This is a genomic window from Streptomyces parvus (assembly GCF_014648875.1).
GTDB classification, from domain to species: Bacteria; Actinomycetota; Actinomycetes; order Streptomycetales; family Streptomycetaceae; genus Streptomyces; species Streptomyces parvus.
On sequence record NZ_BMRY01000004.1, the window covers coordinates 486,863 to 503,538 of the forward strand.

At 73.9% G+C, this 16,676-nt stretch carries 14 protein-coding genes; 7 read left to right on the forward strand and 7 right to left on the reverse strand.

Going from position 1 to position 16,676, the window contains the following annotated elements:
- Positions 1 to 14 precede the first annotated feature (14 nt).
- Positions 15 to 1,577 carry an MFS transporter gene (locus IE140_RS15710; protein ID WP_093445126.1) on the reverse strand — a complete coding sequence of 521 codons (1,563 nt, stop codon included), beginning with the start codon at positions 1,575 to 1,577 and terminating at the stop codon, positions 15 to 17.
- Between the two features lie 116 nt (positions 1,578 to 1,693).
- Between IE140_RS15710 and IE140_RS15715 the strand changes: the two genes are divergently transcribed.
- Positions 1,694 to 2,605, forward strand: coding sequence for a TetR/AcrR family transcriptional regulator (locus IE140_RS15715; protein ID WP_150193144.1), 912 nt, complete (start codon positions 1,694 to 1,696; stop codon positions 2,603 to 2,605).
- 25 nt (positions 2,606 to 2,630) lie between these two features.
- Here IE140_RS15715 and IE140_RS15720 read toward each other — a convergent pair whose 3' ends face one another.
- A complete protein-coding gene (locus IE140_RS15720; protein WP_150193145.1) occupies positions 2,631 to 3,023 on the reverse strand; it encodes a VOC family protein in 393 nt (130 codons plus the stop codon).
- A 103-nt stretch (positions 3,024 to 3,126) separates the two neighbouring features.
- Between IE140_RS15720 and IE140_RS15725 the strand changes: the two genes are divergently transcribed.
- Together IE140_RS15725 and IE140_RS15730 are read left to right on the forward strand one after the other, a co-directional pair.
- On the forward strand, positions 3,127 to 3,801 hold the full coding sequence (locus IE140_RS15725; RefSeq protein WP_189460455.1) for a nucleoside/nucleotide kinase family protein: 675 nt from the start codon (positions 3,127 to 3,129) through the stop codon (positions 3,799 to 3,801).
- Positions 3,802 to 4,008: 207 nt separating this feature from the next.
- Positions 4,009 to 5,157 carry an aminopeptidase P family protein gene (locus IE140_RS15730; protein WP_150193147.1) on the forward strand — a complete coding sequence of 383 codons (1,149 nt, stop codon included), beginning with the start codon at positions 4,009 to 4,011 and terminating at the stop codon, positions 5,155 to 5,157.
- Positions 5,158 to 5,175: 18 nt separating this feature from the next.
- Here IE140_RS15730 and treZ read toward each other — a convergent pair whose 3' ends face one another.
- A complete protein-coding gene (gene treZ / locus IE140_RS15735) occupies positions 5,176 to 6,936 on the reverse strand; it encodes a malto-oligosyltrehalose trehalohydrolase (protein ID WP_150193153.1) in 1,761 nt (586 codons plus the stop codon).
- A gap of 171 nt (positions 6,937 to 7,107) precedes the next feature.
- Between treZ and IE140_RS15740 the strand changes: the two genes are divergently transcribed.
- Positions 7,108 to 8,514, forward strand: a complete 1,407-nt coding sequence (locus IE140_RS15740; RefSeq protein WP_150193148.1) for a GH1 family beta-glucosidase — start codon at positions 7,108 to 7,110, stop codon at positions 8,512 to 8,514.
- A 14-nt stretch (positions 8,515 to 8,528) separates the two neighbouring features.
- Positions 8,529 to 9,662, forward strand: a complete 1,134-nt coding sequence (locus IE140_RS15745; protein ID WP_150193149.1) for an alpha-L-fucosidase — start codon at positions 8,529 to 8,531, stop codon at positions 9,660 to 9,662.
- Here the strand turns inward: IE140_RS15745 and IE140_RS15750 are convergent.
- The 3 genes from IE140_RS15750 to IE140_RS15760 form a co-directional block, all read right to left on the reverse strand.
- Positions 9,634 to 10,545, reverse strand: coding sequence for a GNAT family N-acetyltransferase (locus IE140_RS15750; protein WP_093445119.1), 912 nt, complete (start codon positions 10,543 to 10,545; stop codon positions 9,634 to 9,636). The genes IE140_RS15745 and IE140_RS15750 overlap by 29 nt on opposite strands.
- A 258-nt stretch (positions 10,546 to 10,803) precedes the next feature.
- Positions 10,804 to 11,046 carry a hypothetical protein gene (locus tag IE140_RS15755; protein ID WP_150193150.1) on the reverse strand — a complete coding sequence of 81 codons (243 nt, stop codon included), beginning with the start codon at positions 11,044 to 11,046 and terminating at the stop codon, positions 10,804 to 10,806.
- Complete coding sequence (locus tag IE140_RS15760; RefSeq protein ID WP_150193151.1) at positions 11,043 to 12,020, reverse strand: GNAT family N-acetyltransferase; 978 nt, start codon at positions 12,018 to 12,020, stop codon at positions 11,043 to 11,045. The genes IE140_RS15755 and IE140_RS15760 overlap by 4 nt, the downstream gene beginning before the upstream one ends.
- A 142-nt stretch (positions 12,021 to 12,162) precedes the next feature.
- Between IE140_RS15760 and IE140_RS15765 the strand changes: the two genes are divergently transcribed.
- Together IE140_RS15765 and IE140_RS15770 are read left to right on the forward strand one after the other, a co-directional pair.
- The gene (locus IE140_RS15765; RefSeq protein ID WP_189460457.1) at positions 12,163 to 12,918 is read left to right on the forward strand and encodes an FHA domain-containing protein; all 756 of its coding nucleotides are present in this window, start codon (positions 12,163 to 12,165) and stop codon (positions 12,916 to 12,918) included.
- A 190-nt stretch (positions 12,919 to 13,108) separates the two neighbouring features.
- Positions 13,109 to 14,143 carry a cytochrome P450 gene (locus IE140_RS15770; RefSeq protein ID WP_150196642.1) on the forward strand — a complete coding sequence of 345 codons (1,035 nt, stop codon included), beginning with the start codon at positions 13,109 to 13,111 and terminating at the stop codon, positions 14,141 to 14,143.
- 57 nt (positions 14,144 to 14,200) lie between these two features.
- Here the strand turns inward: IE140_RS15770 and treY are convergent, their stop codons facing one another.
- On the reverse strand, positions 14,201 to 16,573 hold the full coding sequence (gene treY, locus IE140_RS15775) for a malto-oligosyltrehalose synthase (RefSeq protein WP_150196643.1): 2,373 nt from the start codon (positions 16,571 to 16,573) through the stop codon (positions 14,201 to 14,203).
- Positions 16,574 to 16,676: the final 103 nt, after the last annotated feature.

The following is a 16,676-nucleotide window of genomic DNA, read 5'->3' on the forward strand; positions in this document are numbered from 1 at the left end:
GGGGGCGTGGGCCCTCACGACGGGAGTACGGCGGTCCGGGGCTCGGCCGGTTCAGCCGGGGGCTTCGCCCGGCCCGCACCCCGCAGCCGGGCTACGGAGAAGACACCGGCCGCGGCCATGACGACGGCCGCGCCGATCGCCGCGAAGCTCATCCCGTGCGTGAAGGCGTCGCGCGCGGCCGTCAGTACGGTGCCGGCGGTCTCGTCGGGCAGCCGGGCCGCGACGGCCGTCGCGCCGCCCAGCGTCTCCCGTACGGCCTCGGCGTGCGGCATCCCGGCGGGCAGGGCGTCGGCCATCTCCCGGCTGTAGACCGCCGCGCCGATGGATCCGAGGACGGCCATCCCCAGCGCCCCGCCGAGCTCCTGGCCCGACTCCAGCACCGCCGCGGCCGATCCCGCACGCTCCGGTGGGGCCGCGCCGAGGGCGAGTTCGTTGGCGAGGGTCATCGCGGCGACCAGGCCGCCCGCGTAGAGCGCGGCGCCGACGAGTGCGAACCAGAGCGCCGAGTCGGTACGCACCTGGGTCATCCACAGAAATCCGCACGCGGAGACGGAGAAGCCGCCTCCCATGACGTACGCGCGGTCGACCCGCTGGGCGAGCGCGGCCGCCACCGGAGCCGCGACGGCCGCGCCGACGGCCGGGACCAGACTCCACAGGGCGGCCCTGAACGGGCTCAGGCCGAGGACGGACTGCAGGTACTGCGTGAGGAAGACGGCCATTCCCACGGTGGCGAACATCGCCAGGAGATTGGCGAACACCGGGCCGCCGAAGGCACGCCGGCCGACCAGGCCGAGGTCGATCATCGGATGCGCGAGGTGCTTCTGGCGGCGTACGAAGACGAAGCCGAGCACGAGCCCCACGCCGATCGTGAGGACCGGCAGCGGCTCGTACCCGTGCCGGGCCCACTCCTTGATGCCGTGGACCACCAGCAGCACGGCGGCCAGTGACAGCAGCGAGCTCAGCAGGTCGAAGCGCCCGCGCTGCGCGGACCTGAACTCCGGCACCAGGAACGGCACCAGGACGAGCAGCAGCACCATCGCCGGCAGGTTGATCAGGAAGACCGATCCCCACCAGAAGTGTTCGAGCAGCAGGCCGCTGACCACGGGCCCCAGGGAGATGCCCGCCGTCATGACAGCGGTCCACAGGGTCACTGCCCTGCCGCGCTGCTTCGCGTCGTGGAAGAGGTTGCGGATCAGGGCGAGCGTCGAGGGCATCAGGGCGGCCCCCCCGATGCCCAGCAACGCGCGTGCCACGATGAGCATCTCGGCCGTCTGCGCGTACGCGGCGGCGACCGAGGCCGCCCCGAACACCACCGCTCCCGCGAGCACCGAAGCGCGCCGCCCGATCCGGTCGCCGAGCGCACCCATCGTGATGAGCAGTCCGGCGAGGACGAAGCCGTACATGTCGAGGATCCACAGCTGCTGCGTCGCGCCGGGCTCCAGGTCCTGGCTGACGTAGGGAATCGCGAAGTACAGGATCGAGATGTCCATCGAGACCAGAAGCAGGGGCAGCATCAGGACGCCGAGGGCGGTCCATTCCTTGCGCCCCGCGCGGGGGCCGGGTGTCGTGTTCTCCATGCACGGCAGGGAACCGGGAGCGGGGTGTACACGGCAAACGGGTACCTAGTGCACTCCACCGTTCCAGGCCTTCCACCGGTCTGAACGGCATTCACGTGCACTAGTACAGTGCGGTCATGGCCCTGGAACCGCCCTACCTCCGCATCGCCGCCGACATCCGTCGGCGCATCGCCTCGGGTGAGCTCGCGCCCGGCGCCCGCGTCCCCTCCACCCGGCGTATCACCCAGGACTGGGGCGTCGCCATGGCGACCGCGACGAAGGCGCTCGCCGCCCTGCGGCAGGACGGTCTGGTGCGGGTGGTGCCCGGCGTCGGCACCGTGGTCGCCGCGCCGGAACGAGAAGAGAAGGCGGCTCCCCGGCGCGGGCTCACCCGAGACCGCGTCATCCGCGCGGCGATCGTTCTCGTCGACTCCGAAGGCCTCGCCGCGCTCTCCATGCGCCGGGTCGCCACCGACTTCGGCGTCTCCACCATGGCGCTCTACCGCCACGTCCCGAACAAGGGCGAGCTGGTACGGCTGATGTCGGAGGCGGTGTTCGACGGGGAGCCGCCGGGGCCCCGGCCCTCCGGCTGGCGCGCGCAACTGGAAAGGGAGGCCCGGTGGTTGTGGACCCGCTACCAGCGCCACACCTGGCTGGCGCGGGCCATGGCCGCTCTCACGCGGCCGATGGCATCGCCCCACGCGATGCGGTACACCGAGCGGGTCCTCAGCGCCCTGAACGGCGTGGGACTGACCCCGGCCCAGACCATCCACGTCCACCTCGCCCTCCTCGGGTACGCCCAGGGCGTCGCGGCGGCCGTCGAACTGGAGGCGCAGGCGCGGCAGGACACCGGCATGACCCCCGAGGAGTGGCTGGCCTCCAACGAACCGCGGCTGGAACAGATCCAGACCGGCGGGGCCTATCCGACCCTGTCCGCCCTCTTCGGCGACGAGGATTTCGACCTCGAACTCGACACGCTCTTCGAGTTCGGGCTCGCCCGGCTGCTGGACGGTGTCGCCTCGCTCATCGAGCGATCCGGCAGCCGATGACGGTCACGCCGTCGCCGCCACGGAGTCAGCCGGCCGGCTGGAGCAGATCCCACCGGTTGCCGTACAGGTCCTCGAAGACCGCGACCGAGCCGTACGTCTCGTGGCGCGGCTCCTCCAGGAAGCGCACTCCGGCCGCGCGCATCCGCTCGTGGTCGGCCGCGAAGTCCTCGGTGTACAGGAAGAAGCCGACCCGGCCGCCCGTCTGCGCCCCGACGGCCCCGGCCTGCGCCGCGTCCTTCGCCCGCGCCAGCAGCAGCCCCGTGCCGTCCGCCGCCCCGCGCGGGCGCACCACCACCCAGCGGGTGCCGTCGCCCCGGTCGGTGTCCTCCACCAGCTCGAAGCCGAGCGCGTCGCGGTAGAACGCGAGCGCCTCGTCGTAGTCGCGGACGATCAGGGTGACCAGGGCGATGTGGGACATGGGGGGCCTTTCGGAGGCTCTACGGCGGCGGGGAGTCCGGGAGCGATGACGTTATACGTAACACTAGCGCGTCGGCCCCCGGCCGTCGGGCACAATGCGCCGCATGGACTTCGTGGACGCTACGACCGCCGGCGGCCGGGCCGCGCTGAACGACCGGGCCCGCGCCCTCGTGGACACCGGGCAACGGCGCGTCCTCGGGATCGCCGGCCCGCCCGGAGCCGGGAAGTCCACTCTGGCGGACCGGCTGGTCGCGGCCCTGGACGGACGCGCCGCCCTCGTCCCGATGGACGGCTTCCATCTGGCCGCCGCCGAGCTGGACCGCCTCGGCCGCGCCGACCGCAAGGGCGCGCCCGACACCTTCGACGCGACCGGGTACGCGGCGCTGCTGCGGCGGTTGCGTGCACCGGACCCGGTGCACGCGGTCTACGCCCCGGCCTTCGACCGGTCCCTGGAGGAGCCGGTCGCGGGGTCGCTGCCCGTTCCGCCGGACGTCCCCCTCGTCGTCACCGAGGGCAACTACCTGCTGCTCGACGACGGGCCCTGGGCCCCGGTGCGCGGGCTGCTGGACGAGGTGTGGTTCCTGGATCTCGACCCGGAGGTCCGAGTACGCCGGCTTGTCGACCGGCATGTGCACCACGGCCGGCCCCGGCGTGACGCGGAGGAGTGGGTGGCCCGGTCCGACGAGGTGAACGCCCGGCTGGTGGAGCGGGGCCGCGACCGGGCCGATCTGGTCGTGCGGCTGCCCGACGGGCGACGACGGGCGGGGACCGATGTCTGACGAGGACCGGCGCGATCGACGACCGACGGCGACCGGCAGCTGACGCCCCGGCGGACATGCCGGGGCGCGAACCGGTCGCGGACACGCCGGGCCGGAAACCGATCGCGGACACGCCGTCGGATCTGACACGCGGTCGGAAGCCGGTCGCGTACGCCCCGCCGGGCGGGCAGGATGCTGTGTGCCGTGTCGCACCGCCAGGAGGTCCTGATGTCGAGCCCGAGCCCCTTCGCCCAGCCGTCCGCTCCGCCCGTGCCCTTCACCGTCGACGACTACCGGGCCCGGATGGCACGGGCCGCCGAGTCCGCCGCCGAGGCCGGGCTCGCCGGGGTGATCGTCGCGCCGGGCCCCGACCTCGTCCACCTCACCGGCTACCGCCCCGTGAGCACCGAGCGCCTCACCCTCCTCGTGCTGCGGGCCGGCCACGACCCGGTGCTGGTGGTCCCGACCCTGGAGGCCCCCGACGCGGCCGCCGCCACCGGGGCGCCCGCGCTGACCCTGCGGGACTGGACCGACGGCAAGGACCCGTACGAGGTGACCGCCCCGCTGCTGGCGGCCGAGGGCCGCTTCGGTGTCAGCGACAACGCCTGGGCGATGCATCTGCTGGGCCTCCAGACGCAGTTGCCCGGCACCTCCTACACCGCGCTCACCGAAGCACTCCCGATGCTCCGCGCGGTGAAGGACGCCGCCGAGCTGGAACGGCTCGCCGCCGCCGGGGCCGCCGCCGACGCCACGTACGAGGAGATCCTCAAGGTGCGCTTCTCCGGCCGCCGGGAGGTCGACGTGGCCATGGATCTCGCCGCGCTGCTGCGGGAGTTCGGACACTCCCAGGTGGACTTCACCGTCGTCGGCTCCGGCCCCAACGGGGCCAACCCGCACCACGAGGCGGGTGAACGCACCATCGAGCGCGGTGACATGGTGGTCCTCGACTTCGGCGGCCTGAAGCACGGTTACGGCTCCGACACCTCCCGTACGGTCCATGTCGGCGAGCCCACCGCCGAGGAGCAGCGGGTCCACGACATCGTCCGCGAGGCCCAGCAGGCGGGCTGCGCCGCCGTCCGGCCGGGTGTCGCCTGCCAGGAGATCGACCGGGCCGCCCGCGCGGTGATCACCGAGTTCGGCTACGGCGACCGGTTCATCCACCGCACCGGCCACGGCATCGGCGTCACCACCCACGAACCGCCCTACATGATCGAGGGCGAGGAGCAGCCCCTCGTCCCCGGGATGTGCTTCTCCGTGGAGCCGGGCATCTACCTCCCCGGCCGCTTCGGCGTTCGGATCGAGGACATCGTGGCGGTCACCGGGGACGGCGGGCGGCGGCTCAACACCACCGCCCGCGAACTGGCCGTCGTGGAGTAGCGGCGCGGGCACGGGAGTTCAGTCGTCCGCCAGCACCACGCACGACTCCGGCGGCAGATGCAGCACCCCGTCCGGCCCCGGCGCCCCGACCGGCTCCCAGGCCGCCAGCACCCTGCCGCCGGAACGACGGTGGCGTCCGAGGCCGAGCGGGATCGCCGCGGGCTTGTCGGCCAGGTTGACCACGACCCGCAGATCCCCCCTGCGGTACGCGAACCACCGCGCGTCCTCGTCGAACGCGGTCTTCACCGACGCCAGATCGGGATCGTGCAGATCGGGCAACGTGCGGCGCAGCGCGATCAGTTCGCGGTACCAGGCGAGCAGCCGCGCGTGCGGTTCACGCCCCGGCTCGGACCAGTCGAGGCAGGACCGGTCCCGGGTCGCCGGGTCCTGCGGGTCGGGGATCTCCTCCTGGGCCCAGCCGTGCGCCCCGAACTCCCGCCGCCTGCCGTTGCGTACAGCCTCGGCCAGCTCCGGATCCGTGTGATCGGTGAAGAACTGCCACGGAGTGCGCGCCCCCCACTCCTCGCCCATGAACAGCATCGGGGTGAAGGGGCCGGTCAGGACCAGGGCCGCGGCGCATGCCTGGAGGCCGGGGGAGAGGGCGGAGGCCGGCCGGTCGCCCAGCGCCCGGTTGCCGATCTGGTCGTGCGTCTGGGCGTACCCGACGAAGCGGTGCGCCGGGGTGCGGGAGACGTCGACCGGGCGGCCGTGGGTCCGGCCCCGGAAACTGGACCACGTCCCGTTGTGGAAGAACGCCGACGTCACCGTCTTGGCGAGGGCGGCCAGCGGGGCCCGTGCGAAGTCGGCGTAGTAGCCCTGGGACTCGCCGGTGAGCGCGGTGTGCAGGGCGTGGTGGAAGTCGTCGTTCCACTGGGCGTGCAGCCCGAGGCCGCCCGCCGGGCGCGGGGTCGTGGTGCGCGGGTCGCAGAGGTCGGACTCGGCGATCAGTCCGAGCGGCCGCCCCAGCTCCACGGCCAGCGCGTCGACCGCCGCCGACAGCTCCTCCAGGAACGTCAGCGCCCGGGTGTCGGCCAGCGCGTGCACCGCGTCGAGCCGCAGCCCGTCCAGCCGGTAGTCGCGCAGCCAGGCCAGGGCGCTGCCCAGCAGGAACGCCCGCACCTCGTCCGAGCCCGGCGCGTCCAGATTGACCGCCGCGCCCCACGGCGTGTGGTGGGTGTCGGTGAAGTACGGGCCGAAGGCGGGGAGGTGGTTGCCGGAGGGGCCCAGATGATTGTGGACGACGTCGAGGACCACCCCCAGCCCCAGCCCGTGCGCCGTGTCGACGAAGCGTTTCAGCCCCTCGGGTCCGCCGTACGGCTCGTGCACCGCCCACAGCGAGACGCCCTCGTACCCCCAGCCGTTGACCCCCGGGAACGGGCAGAGCGGCATCAGCGACACATGGGTGACCCCCAGCTCCGCCAGATGGCCCAGCCGCGCCGCCGCCGCGTCGAACGTGCCCTCCGGGGTGTACGTCCCCACGTGCAGCTCGTACAGCACGGCCCGGTTCAGCCGCCGCCCCGCCCACCCGTGGCGCCAGGCGTACGCCTCCTGGTCGACGACCGCGCTCGGCCCGTCTGGCCCGTCCGGCTGCCGCCGCGAACGAGGGTCCGGCAGCAGGGGCCCGTCGTCCAGCCGGAAGCCGTACCGGTCCCCGTCCGAGGCCTCCGCCCGGGCCGTCCACCACCCCTCGCGCCCCGCGTCACGCTCCATCGGGGACCGGACGTCGGCCGCCTCCAGCACGACCGAGTCCGCGTCGGGGGCCCACACCTCGAACTGCATCCACCACTCCTCGTCCCTGGGCGGGGCGCGCGGCAGCCCGGGGACGGGCTCCACGATCCTCGCGACAGGCTCTGTTGCCGCCCGCCACCGGCGATTAAGGTCTGGTCCTGATCATTGCCCGGCGAGGCGCCCGCTCATACGGATTCCCACGTACGGCTGCTGGAGGCCGCGATGACCCTGCCGATCTTCCCGCCCGGTTTCCTCTGGGGCGCCTCCGCCTCCGCGTTCCAGACCGAGGGGGCGGTCGACGCGGACGGCAAGGGGCCCTCCGGCTGGGACGCCTTCGCCGCGCTGCCCGGCCGGATCAAGGACGGCACCGACACCACCCGGGGCACCGGCTTCCACGCCCGCTACCGCGAGGACGTCGCCCTGCTGGCCGGGCTCGGCGCCGACGCCTTCCGGTTCTCCGTCAGCTGGCCCCGCGTGGTGCCCGGCGGCAGCGGAGCCGTCAACGCCGACGGGCTCGACTTCTACGACCGGCTCGTCGACGAACTGTGCGCCCACGGCATCACCCCCGCCCCGACCCTCTACCACTGGGACACCCCGCTCCCGCTGGAGGAGGCGGGCGGCTGGCTCGACCGGGACACCGCCCACCGCTTTGCCGAGTACGCGGGCATCGTCGCCGAACGCCTCGCCGACCGGGTCCCCATGTGGATCACGATCAACGAACCCGCGGAGGTCACCCTCCTCGGCTACGCGCTCGGCGAGCACGCCCCCGGCCGCACCCTCCTCTTCGACGCCCTGCCCGCCGCCCACCACCAGCTCCTCGCCCACGGCCTCGCCGTCCGCGCCCTGCGCGCGGCGGGCGCCGACAACATCGGGGCCGCCTTCTCGCACGCCCCGGTCTGGACGGCCGGGGACAGCGACGAGGACCGCTTCGGCGCGGAGCTGTACGACACGCTCACCAACTGGCTCTTCGCCGACCCCGTGCTCACCGGCCGCTACCCGGACGAGAACCTCGCCGCCCTGATGCCGGGCCCGGTCGCCGACGACCTCAAGGTCATCTCCACCCCGCTCGACTGGTACGGGATCAACTACTACAACCCGACGCTCGTCGGCGCCCCCCGCCCGGAGGCCCTGGAGACCTTCTCCGGCTTCACCATGCCCGCCGAACTCCCCTTCGGAATACGGGAGATCGAGGGATACGAGAAGACCGGCTTCGGCTGGCCCGTCGTCCCCGAGGGCCTCACCGAGATCGTCACCACCCTGCACACCCGCTACGGCGACCGCCTCCCGCCGCTCTACGTCACGGAGAACGGCTGCGCCCTGGCGGAACCCCACGCCGACGACCGCCGCATCGCCTACCTGGAGAGCCACCTCACCGCCCTGCGCGCGGCGATGGACACCGGGGTGGACGTACGCGGCTACTTCACCTGGTCGCTGACCGACAACGTGGAGTGGACGGAAGGGGCCTCGCAGCGGTTCGGCCTGGTCCACATCGACTACGAGACCCTGGCCCGTACGCCGAAGGCCTCGTACGCCTGGTACCGCGACCTGATCCATGCCCAGAAGACACAGAAGATGACGCAGAAGCGGAATCCGGCGGTCGAAAAGGCTTACGTGACGCCCCCCGAGTGATCAATACTCCCGCCATGGTCGTTGCTTCATGGTGGTCCCGGGCCCGGCTGGGGATCTTCGTTCACTGGACACCCGCATCCGTCCCCGGCTGGGCCCCGCCCCATGTCCCCGCCGCCGGACTCCCGGCGGCGGGCCGGCGCGCGCCGCTGGGCTGGACCCCGTACGCGGAGTGGTACGAGAACGCGCTCCGCTTCCCCGGCTCCCCGGTCGCCGCCCACCACCGCGCCACCTACGGGGACCGCCCCTACACGGACTTCGGCCGCGACTTCGAGGACGGGCTCGCCGGCTGGGACCCGGCCGCCTGGGCCCGCTCCTTCCGCGAGGCGGGGGCCGGATACGCCGTCCTGGTCACCAAGCACCACGACGGGTTCTGCCTCTGGCCCTCGGAGACGGAGAACCCGCACCGCACCGGCTGGCACACCACCCGGGACGTGGTCGGCGAGTTCGCCGAAGCCGTACGGGCCGAGGGCCTGCGCTTCGGCGTCTACTACTCCGGCGGACTCGACTGGACCTTCGACGACCGGCCCATCGGCACGGCGGCCGACATGTTCTCCGCCGTCCCGCGCGGACGCTACCCCGCCTACGCCGACGCGCAGATGCGGGAGCTGATCCGCCGCTACCGGCCCGACATCCTCTGGAACGACATCGCCTGGCCCGCCCCCGCCGACGAGATCCGCTCACTGGTCGACTTCTACCGCTTCACCGTCCCGCACGGCGTCGTCAACGACCGTCTGCTGCCGTACGCACCGCACTGGCGAGGCCTGCGCCTGCCGGGTGCGAAGGCGCTGTACAACTGGTGGGACCGCCAGACGGTGGCGCAGGGCGAGGGCTTCGTCCCGCGCACACCGCCCGTCTTCGACTTCCGCACCCCGGAGTACGCCCGCTACGAGGGCTCCGACCCGTACGAGATCACCCGGGGCGTCGACCACAGCTTCGGCTACAACCGCAACTCCGGTCCGGACGCCTTCATCGGCCGCGAGGCGCTGACCTCACTGGTCCGCGACACGGCGGCCGACGGCGGGAACGTACTGCTCAACGTCGGGCCGCGCGGCGAGGACGCGACGATCCCCGCCGAGCAGCGACTGCGCCTGGAGTGGCTGGCCGAGGAGGCCGGGGCCCTCACGCCAGATGGACCCACTCCTGGATGACCGGGTATCCGGCACGGGCGAACGCGGCGGCCATCGGCGCGTTCCCCTGGTCCGTGGCCCCCGCGACGAACTCGGCGCCCTGCTCGACCAGGAAGCGCGTGCACTCCACCAGCAGGTCGTAGCCGTAGCCGTGCCCGCGCGCCTCGGGCACGACCCCGATGAAACCGACACAGGGCCCCGACGGGTTGTGCGCGGGCACCTGGATGCCCGCCACCTCCCCGTCCGGGGTGTACGCGAGCCGCCACCACTCCCTCGGCGACGGGCACCAGTGGAAGAACTCCAACTCCTCGCGCGCCGCCGCCTCCAGACCGCCGGGGCCTTCGATGGCCTTACGGGCGTGGGCGTCCAGCGTCGACGAATGCACCCGGCGCAGCACATCGAGGATGACCTCGTCGTCCGGCTCCGGACGGTAGGTCAGCCGGCCCGTCCGCTCGGGCAGCGGGCAGCCGGGGGTCCAGCGGTAGCGGTAGCGCTCGACCAGCGGCTTCATCCCGGCCGCCGTCGCGGCGGCGACCCGCTCCTCGACGGCGGCCCGCGCCGCCGGGTCGTCCCGCCAGCCGGCGGGCGCGATCAGCTCGTACTCCTTGTCGAACGGGGCGCGGCGCAGGAGTTCGGCGCCCGCCTCCGCCTCCCCGTCCGCGAAGTCGAACCAGTTGAGCACGACGGGCTCGGTGTCCCCGGGCCCGCCCCACCAGGCGGCCCTGGCGATGACGGTGTCCCCGCGCAGGGCGACCCAGGACCAGTCGGGGCGGTACTCGCCGCCGTCGGCGGTCGAGGTGTAGCGATGGCCGAAGGCGGCCCGGCCCACGAAGGGGCTGTCCTGGAACGTGGTGAAGAGTGCGGCGTCGCTCGGCGTGAGCGCGCGGATGACCAGATCGGTCATGAAGGTGTCCTCCGGGACGGAATGCCGCGCTCCCGGTCAGACGAGGTCCGACACCGCCCGGCGGACGGGACGGGAGCGCGAGAAAGATGTACTGCGGACGGTGGTGCGGCTGTTCGCGGGCATGCCTCTCGCCTCCTTCCACGACGGGCGTCGGATGTCGGTGCCGACCATAGCCGCCGCCGACACCCGCCGTCCACCGGATATCCGGCGGGCACGGCGCGAGTCCGGGACCCTGCCTCCGGGCGGGCCCGCGGCCCCTCACTCCCGGTCGCGGCTCCGGCGCTGCAACGCCTCGCGACGCTTGCGGAGCGCGGCCTGCCGGCGGTGGGCGGCCTTGCGCTCGCGGGCCCGCCGCCGGTCCTCGGGCGTACGGTGCTTGCGCGGGCTGACGAAGACGACCATCGCCAGCCCACCGAAGACCAGAAGCACCAGGAGCGCGACGACCACACCCAGGACCGTGATGACCGGTTCGTCCGCCGCCGACGCCGACCACGCGTTCACCCGTGCGCCTCGTCCTTCTCCGCGCCCCACACCATGTTGAACGCCCGCTCGAAGTTGACGTACCCGAGCCGCCCGAAGGACTTCGCCATCGGTACGTTGCCGAGGTCGGTCGCCGCCCGGATCCGCTCCACGCCCTCGGCCGCCAGCACCCGGGTGCCCTCGGCGAGGAGATCGTCGATGTACCCGTGGCCGCGCCGGGCGGGCAGCACCCCGATGTACGCGATGATCGGGTTGTAGTTGTTGCGGGCCGGTATCACGAAGCCGACCGGCTCGCCGGTGGGCAGTTCGGCGATCCGCCACCAGGCCATCGGGGTCGAGTAGCCCGCCAGCTCCTCGTCGTAGTGCTTCTCGGCCGCCGCGCGGGCGTCGAGCCCGGACGCCAGGTCCTCCTGCCCATGGGCGTCGAGGGTGCCCTCCATCACCGGCGTCATCAGCGCCAGCAGATCCTCCCGGCCGGTGACCGGACGGAACACCAGCCGCCCGGAGTCCTCCGGCACCGGCGTACCGGCCCGCCACTCCAGCCGCAGCCGCTCCACCAGCATCCGCGCCCCGGTCGCCTCCACCGCCGCGATCCGGGCCCCGACGACCTCCCGGGCCACCGGGTCCTCGCGCCAGTCCGGCGGTACGAACCGCCCGTACTCCGGCCGCTGCGCACCGGCCGGAACGACGGCCTCCGTCGCCGTCTCCAGCAGCCGGACACCGATCTCGACCCGCTCCGGGGCGGGCAGCGCGTCGTCCAGGTCGAAGAAGTCCAGCGCCAGCGGCTCGCCGCCCGGCGTGTTCGTCCACCAGGCGGCCCTGGCGACGACCCGCTCGCCGTCCAGGGCGACCCACATCCACTCGGGGAGGCGTCGTCCGGTGGCGAGGTCGTCGGCCAGCTCATGGTCGAGAACGTACGAAAGGCGGAGGAACAGGTCGAGTTCGCCGGGTCCGGACAGCGGACGGATCGTCAGGCCGGATGGTGCAAGGGGCACACGGTCTCCTCGTGATGGGTGAGCGGCAGACCCTAGCAAGGGGGCCCGGCGGCCGTCGCGCGAGAAAGCGGCGCAGGTCAGAGCGGGAGGTAACAGGGCCTCGTCTGGACACTCCGGCCCCTTCGGCCCGACAATCGTCGACGTGACATCCTCCTTCGAGTTCCCCATGAGTCCCGCGCGGCTGTCGGACGCCCAGCGCGACCGTGTCGTCGGCGTACTCAGAGAAGGTGCCGCACAGGGCAAGCTGTCGCACGACACCTTCATGCGCCGCATGGAACTCGCCCTCGTCGCCCGCCGCCCGGAGGAGTTGGCGGCCCTCACCGCCGATCTGGAGAGCGGCGGCCGCTGGTCGACGGGGCTGGTCCGCGCGGTGGGCGGGATCTCCGCGTTCCCCGGGCGGCTGCGCCGCGCCTGGCAGACCGAGCGGCTCCCCAAACTGCTGCTCCCCGCGCCCGGCCCGCATCCGCTGCTCATCGGCCGCGACCCGGCGAACGGGCTGCGCCTCAACCACGAGACCGTCTCCCGGCTGCACGCGGAACTCTCCGCGCAGAACGGCCGCTGGGTGCTGCGCGACCTCGGCTCCACCAACGGCACCTGCGTCAACGGCCAGCGGCTCGTCGGCTCCATCCCGGTGCGCGACGGCGACCAGGTGAGCTTCGGCCGGATGAGCTTCCGCCTCACCGCCCCTGACCGCCTTCCGGCGCAGCCGTCCCGACCGCAGGACCGCCTGCCGCAACTGCCTCCGCACGCCCCCCGGCCGTCCGCCGCCCCGCCCCAGCTTCCGCCGCACGCTCCGGAGCACCCGGCGAACGGGCCCGGCATCCCCGAGCCGGGCTCCGACCATGCGCAGCCCGGCTCCGACCGCCCGCCAAAGGGGCCCGGCCTCCCGTCTGCCTGATGCGGGCCGCGTGCCGCAGGGGCCCGGACTCCCGTCTGCCTGATGGCGGCCGCCCACCACTGGAATCCACCCCCGAGCCCCGGTGAACCCTCACCCGAACGGCCGTACGCCGACTGCGGCGCACCCCCGTCGATGGTCCGCTGAGAGGACGCGCGCCGACCGTCGGCGCACCGAGTCCAGGGGGTGCGGGATGCCGGTGGACCGCCCCGACGCCCTGCCCGCAGCCCGTCGTCCGCACCGGCTCTCGGGCGGCCTGCCGGGCCTGCTGGCCCCTGGGGCCACGACGGATCCGTACCGACTGCGCCTCTACCGCCTGCTGCGGACCGACTACCCCCTCGGCTACGACCCGGCCCTCGGCGCCTGGCTGCTGAGCCGGTACGCGGACGTGGCCCTGGCCCTCACGGACCCCCGGTTCACCGGCTACCCGCACGACGGGGCACCGCGCGGGCGGGCCCTCGTGCCGCTCGGCCTCTGCCGGGGCAGCCTGGTCTGCGGCCCGCTCACCGTGCCGTGGAGCACCGCCGCCCCCGCCGTCGAGCGGACGGCGTACGTCCTGGCCCGCCGGATCGCCGGGCGCGACCGGGCCGACCTGGTCGCCGACTTCTGCCGCTGGCTGCCCGCCGGGGCCGCGGCCGCTGCGGCGGGGCTCGCCCACCCGGACCTGAGCACCCTGCCCCGGGGTGTCCGCCATCGGCGTGCCCTCGGCGGAGCCGGGGACTGCACCGGGACCACCGCGCTCCGCGAGCACGCCCTCGCCTCGTTCCTCGCGAACATGCTCGACGCCCCCGACCTGCTGGCCGCCGCGACCGCCGGTGAAGTGGGCGGCGATGGCTCCGGGTCGCTGCTCGGGAGGGCCTGGGCCGAGACGCTGCGCCGCGATCCGCCCGTCCAGATCGTGCTGCGCCGCACCCGCACCGAAGTCGCCGTCAGCGGCGGCACGCTCCCCGCCGACGCACCCGTCGCCTGCCTCATCGGCGCGGCGGGCCGCGACCCGGCCCGGTTCGCCGCACCCGACCGGTTCGACCCGCTGCGCTCCGACGCCGACCCGCTGCTCATCGGTCCGGCCGGCTGCCCGGCCGCCCTCCTCGGCCGACTGGAGGCCGAACACGGCCTGCGCGCCCTGCTGACGGCCATGCCCGGCATCCGCTGGGCCGACGGCTTCCGCCCGGTGGCGGGCGGACTTCTCACCCGCGGCCCGCGCGCCCTGCTCGTACGCCCGTCCTGAGGGCGGGAGCGTTGACCCCTCCCCGGCGACGCGCCGCCGCCCTCCGGGGCCGCCCCCTCAGCGGCCCACCCGCCGCAACAGAGCCACCGGCTGCTCGGCGAACAGTTCGCCCGCCGCCACCGCGCCCCCCGTGAACTCCCGGCCGGGCGACACCGACAGCATGTCCCGCCACGGGCCCCCGTCCGGCAGCTCCAGCACCGTGTCCCGCCAGCCGCCGCCCTCGGCCAGCCGCAGCGACAGCCGGGTCACCGCCGTGACCACCTCGCCCGAGCGGCAGAACGCCAGCAGATGCGGGGCGGCCGGACCGGTCGCCGCCAGGGGCGCGTACGTCCCCGACTCGCCGAACACGTCAGGCAGTTCGCGGCGCAGACCGAGTGCGGTCGCCGTCAGCGCCTGCTTCTCGTCGGGAACGTCCGGCCGCCGGAACGGCCGCCGGTTGTCCGGGTCGACCAGCGCCAGGTACTCGCTCTCCGTGCCCTGGTAGAGATCCGGCACCCCCGGCATCGTCAGGTGCACCAACGCCGCCCCCAGCACCTGCGCCCGGACATGCGGGGCGAGCGCGTCCGCGAACTCGGCGATCAGCCTCCGGGGCACGCCCTCCCCGCGCCCCGGCCCGGCGGCGACGAAGTCCGACACCGCGCGCTCGTAGGCCGGGTCCGACTCCGTCCAGCTGGTGAAGAGACCCGCCTCGCGCACCGCCTTCAGCAGCGCCGGCTCCAGCCGCTCGCCCAGCTCGTCGGGCGGCAGCTCCGCGCAGCCGTACGTCGACTGCCAGGCAGTCCAGGCCAGTTGGGGGTCCGGGGCGGTGACCGGTGTCGCCGCCGTCAGCTCCGTCACCAGCGTCGCCCACCGCTCCGGGCACTGCGACAGCACCGCGATCCGGGCCCGGACGTCCGCGCTGCGTTTCGTGTCGTGCGTGGTCAGGACCGTGCCTGTGGCGGGCCAGTCGCGGGCGATCCGGGCGGCGAAGGCGTGGAACTCCTGCGGTGACACGGCGGGTTGCCCGGGGTCGCCGCCCACCTCGGTGGCCGAGATCAGCGGAACGTACCGGTAGAACGCCGTGTCCTCCGCGGACTTGGCGTGCAGCGCGGACGCGGTCTGCGCGAACCGGGCGCAGAACGCCGTCTGTTCCTCCCCGCCGCCGAGCCGCCCGAGCGCCAGATCGCGTACGACGTCGACGGCCGGCGCCTCCTCCGGCACGGAGAACACCGCCTTCGCGTCGCGTACCGCCTCGTCCGTCAGCGTCTCCTCGGCGATCCGCGTCGGCGGCTCGCCCGCCGTGACGTACGGCCGGTAGACCGGGACGCGGACCAGCAGCTCCCGGATCGCCGTCCGCAGTGTCCACGGGGCGTGGTCCCGCAGGGCGGGGTCCCGCTCGCAGATCGCGGACGCCAGCCGGGTCAGCCACGCGGTCTCGGCGGCCAGCTCGTGCGTCACCACCCGGTACGCCGCCCGGCGCACCGTCGCGCTCCAGTCGCCGCCCCGGTCGCCGGGCGGGCCCGCGAACTCCCGGTAGCGGGACAGCAGTTCCGTCGCACCGGACGGGTCGGTGAACAGCCCGTCGATCCGGCGCAGGGCGTCGTACCCGGTGGTGCCCGCGACCGCCCACTCCGCCGGGAGGTGCTCGTCGCCGGTGAGGATCTTCTCCACCACCGTCCAGCGTCCGCCGGTCGCCTCGTTCAACTGCTCCAGATAGGCGGCGGGGGCGGCGAGACCGTCGGGGTGGTCGATGCGCAGCCCGTCCAGCACGCCGTCGCGGAGCAGTTCGAGGACCTTGGCGTGGGTGTCATCGAAGACCTCCGGGTGCTCCACGCGGACCCCGATCAGCTCCGGGACGGTGAAGAAACGCCGGTAGTTCAGCTCGGTGCGGGCCAGCCGCCACCAGCCGAGCCGGTAGTGCTGCTCCTCCAGCAGCCGAGGCAGCGGCAGACCCGCCGTACCGGCCCGGAGCGGGAACTTCAGATCGTGGTAGCGCAGCACCTCCCCGTCCACGGTCAGATGCTCCAGCTCCTGGCCGAGCGGCCCGGCGAGCACCGGCAGCAGCACCTGGCCGCCGCCCGCCGCCCAGTCGATGTCGAACCAGCGGGCGTACGGGGAGGCCGCGCCCTCGCGCAGCACCTCCCACAGCCGCCGGTTGTGCCGGGGCGAGGCGGCCATGTGGTTGGGCACGATGTCCAGGATCAGCCCGAGCCCGTGCTCCCGGGCGGCGGAAGCCAGCGACCGCAGCCCCTCCTCACCGCCCAGCTCCGCCCGGACCCGGCTGTGGTCGACCACGTCGTAACCGTGGGTGGAGCCGGGGACCGCCTCCAGGACGGGGGAGAGGTGGAGATGCGAGACGCCGAGCGCGGCGAGATACGGCACGGCCTTCTCGGCGGCGGCGAACGGGAAGTCGGGCTGGAGCTGAAGCCGGTACGTGGCGGAGGGCGTCATGGACTTCTACGTACCCCGCCCGGGGCGAACCGTGTCACCCCGGGCGGAACCTCACCCCTGCTGTCCCGGCCCGGGCCGGGGGTGTCCGGCCCTGGTCCGCCGG

Bases quoted from the DNA above. Each gene is read 5' to 3' on its own strand.
- IE140_RS15710 (WP_093445126.1), bottom strand. From the start codon at position 1,577: ATGGAGAACACGACACCCGGCCCCCGCGCGGGGCGCAAGGAATGGACC.
- IE140_RS15715 (WP_150193144.1), top strand. From the start codon at position 1,694: ATGGCCCTGGAACCGCCCTACCTCCGCATCGCCGCCGACATCCGTCGG.
- IE140_RS15720 (WP_150193145.1), bottom strand. From the start codon at position 3,023: ATGTCCCACATCGCCCTGGTCACCCTGATCGTCCGCGACTACGACGAG.
- IE140_RS15725 (WP_189460455.1), top strand. From the start codon at position 3,127: ATGGACTTCGTGGACGCTACGACCGCCGGCGGCCGGGCCGCGCTGAAC.
- IE140_RS15730 (WP_150193147.1), top strand. From the start codon at position 4,009: ATGTCGAGCCCGAGCCCCTTCGCCCAGCCGTCCGCTCCGCCCGTGCCC.
- treZ (WP_150193153.1), bottom strand. From the start codon at position 6,936: ATGCAGTTCGAGGTGTGGGCCCCCGACGCGGACTCGGTCGTGCTGGAG.
- IE140_RS15740 (WP_150193148.1), top strand. From the start codon at position 7,108: ATGACCCTGCCGATCTTCCCGCCCGGTTTCCTCTGGGGCGCCTCCGCC.
- IE140_RS15745 (WP_150193149.1), top strand. From the start codon at position 8,529: ATGGTCGTTGCTTCATGGTGGTCCCGGGCCCGGCTGGGGATCTTCGTT.
- IE140_RS15750 (WP_093445119.1), bottom strand. From the start codon at position 10,545: ATGACCGATCTGGTCATCCGCGCGCTCACGCCGAGCGACGCCGCACTC.
- IE140_RS15770 (WP_150196642.1), top strand. From the start codon at position 13,109: ATGCCGGTGGACCGCCCCGACGCCCTGCCCGCAGCCCGTCGTCCGCAC.
- treY (WP_150196643.1), bottom strand. From the start codon at position 16,573: ATGACGCCCTCCGCCACGTACCGGCTTCAGCTCCAGCCCGACTTCCCG.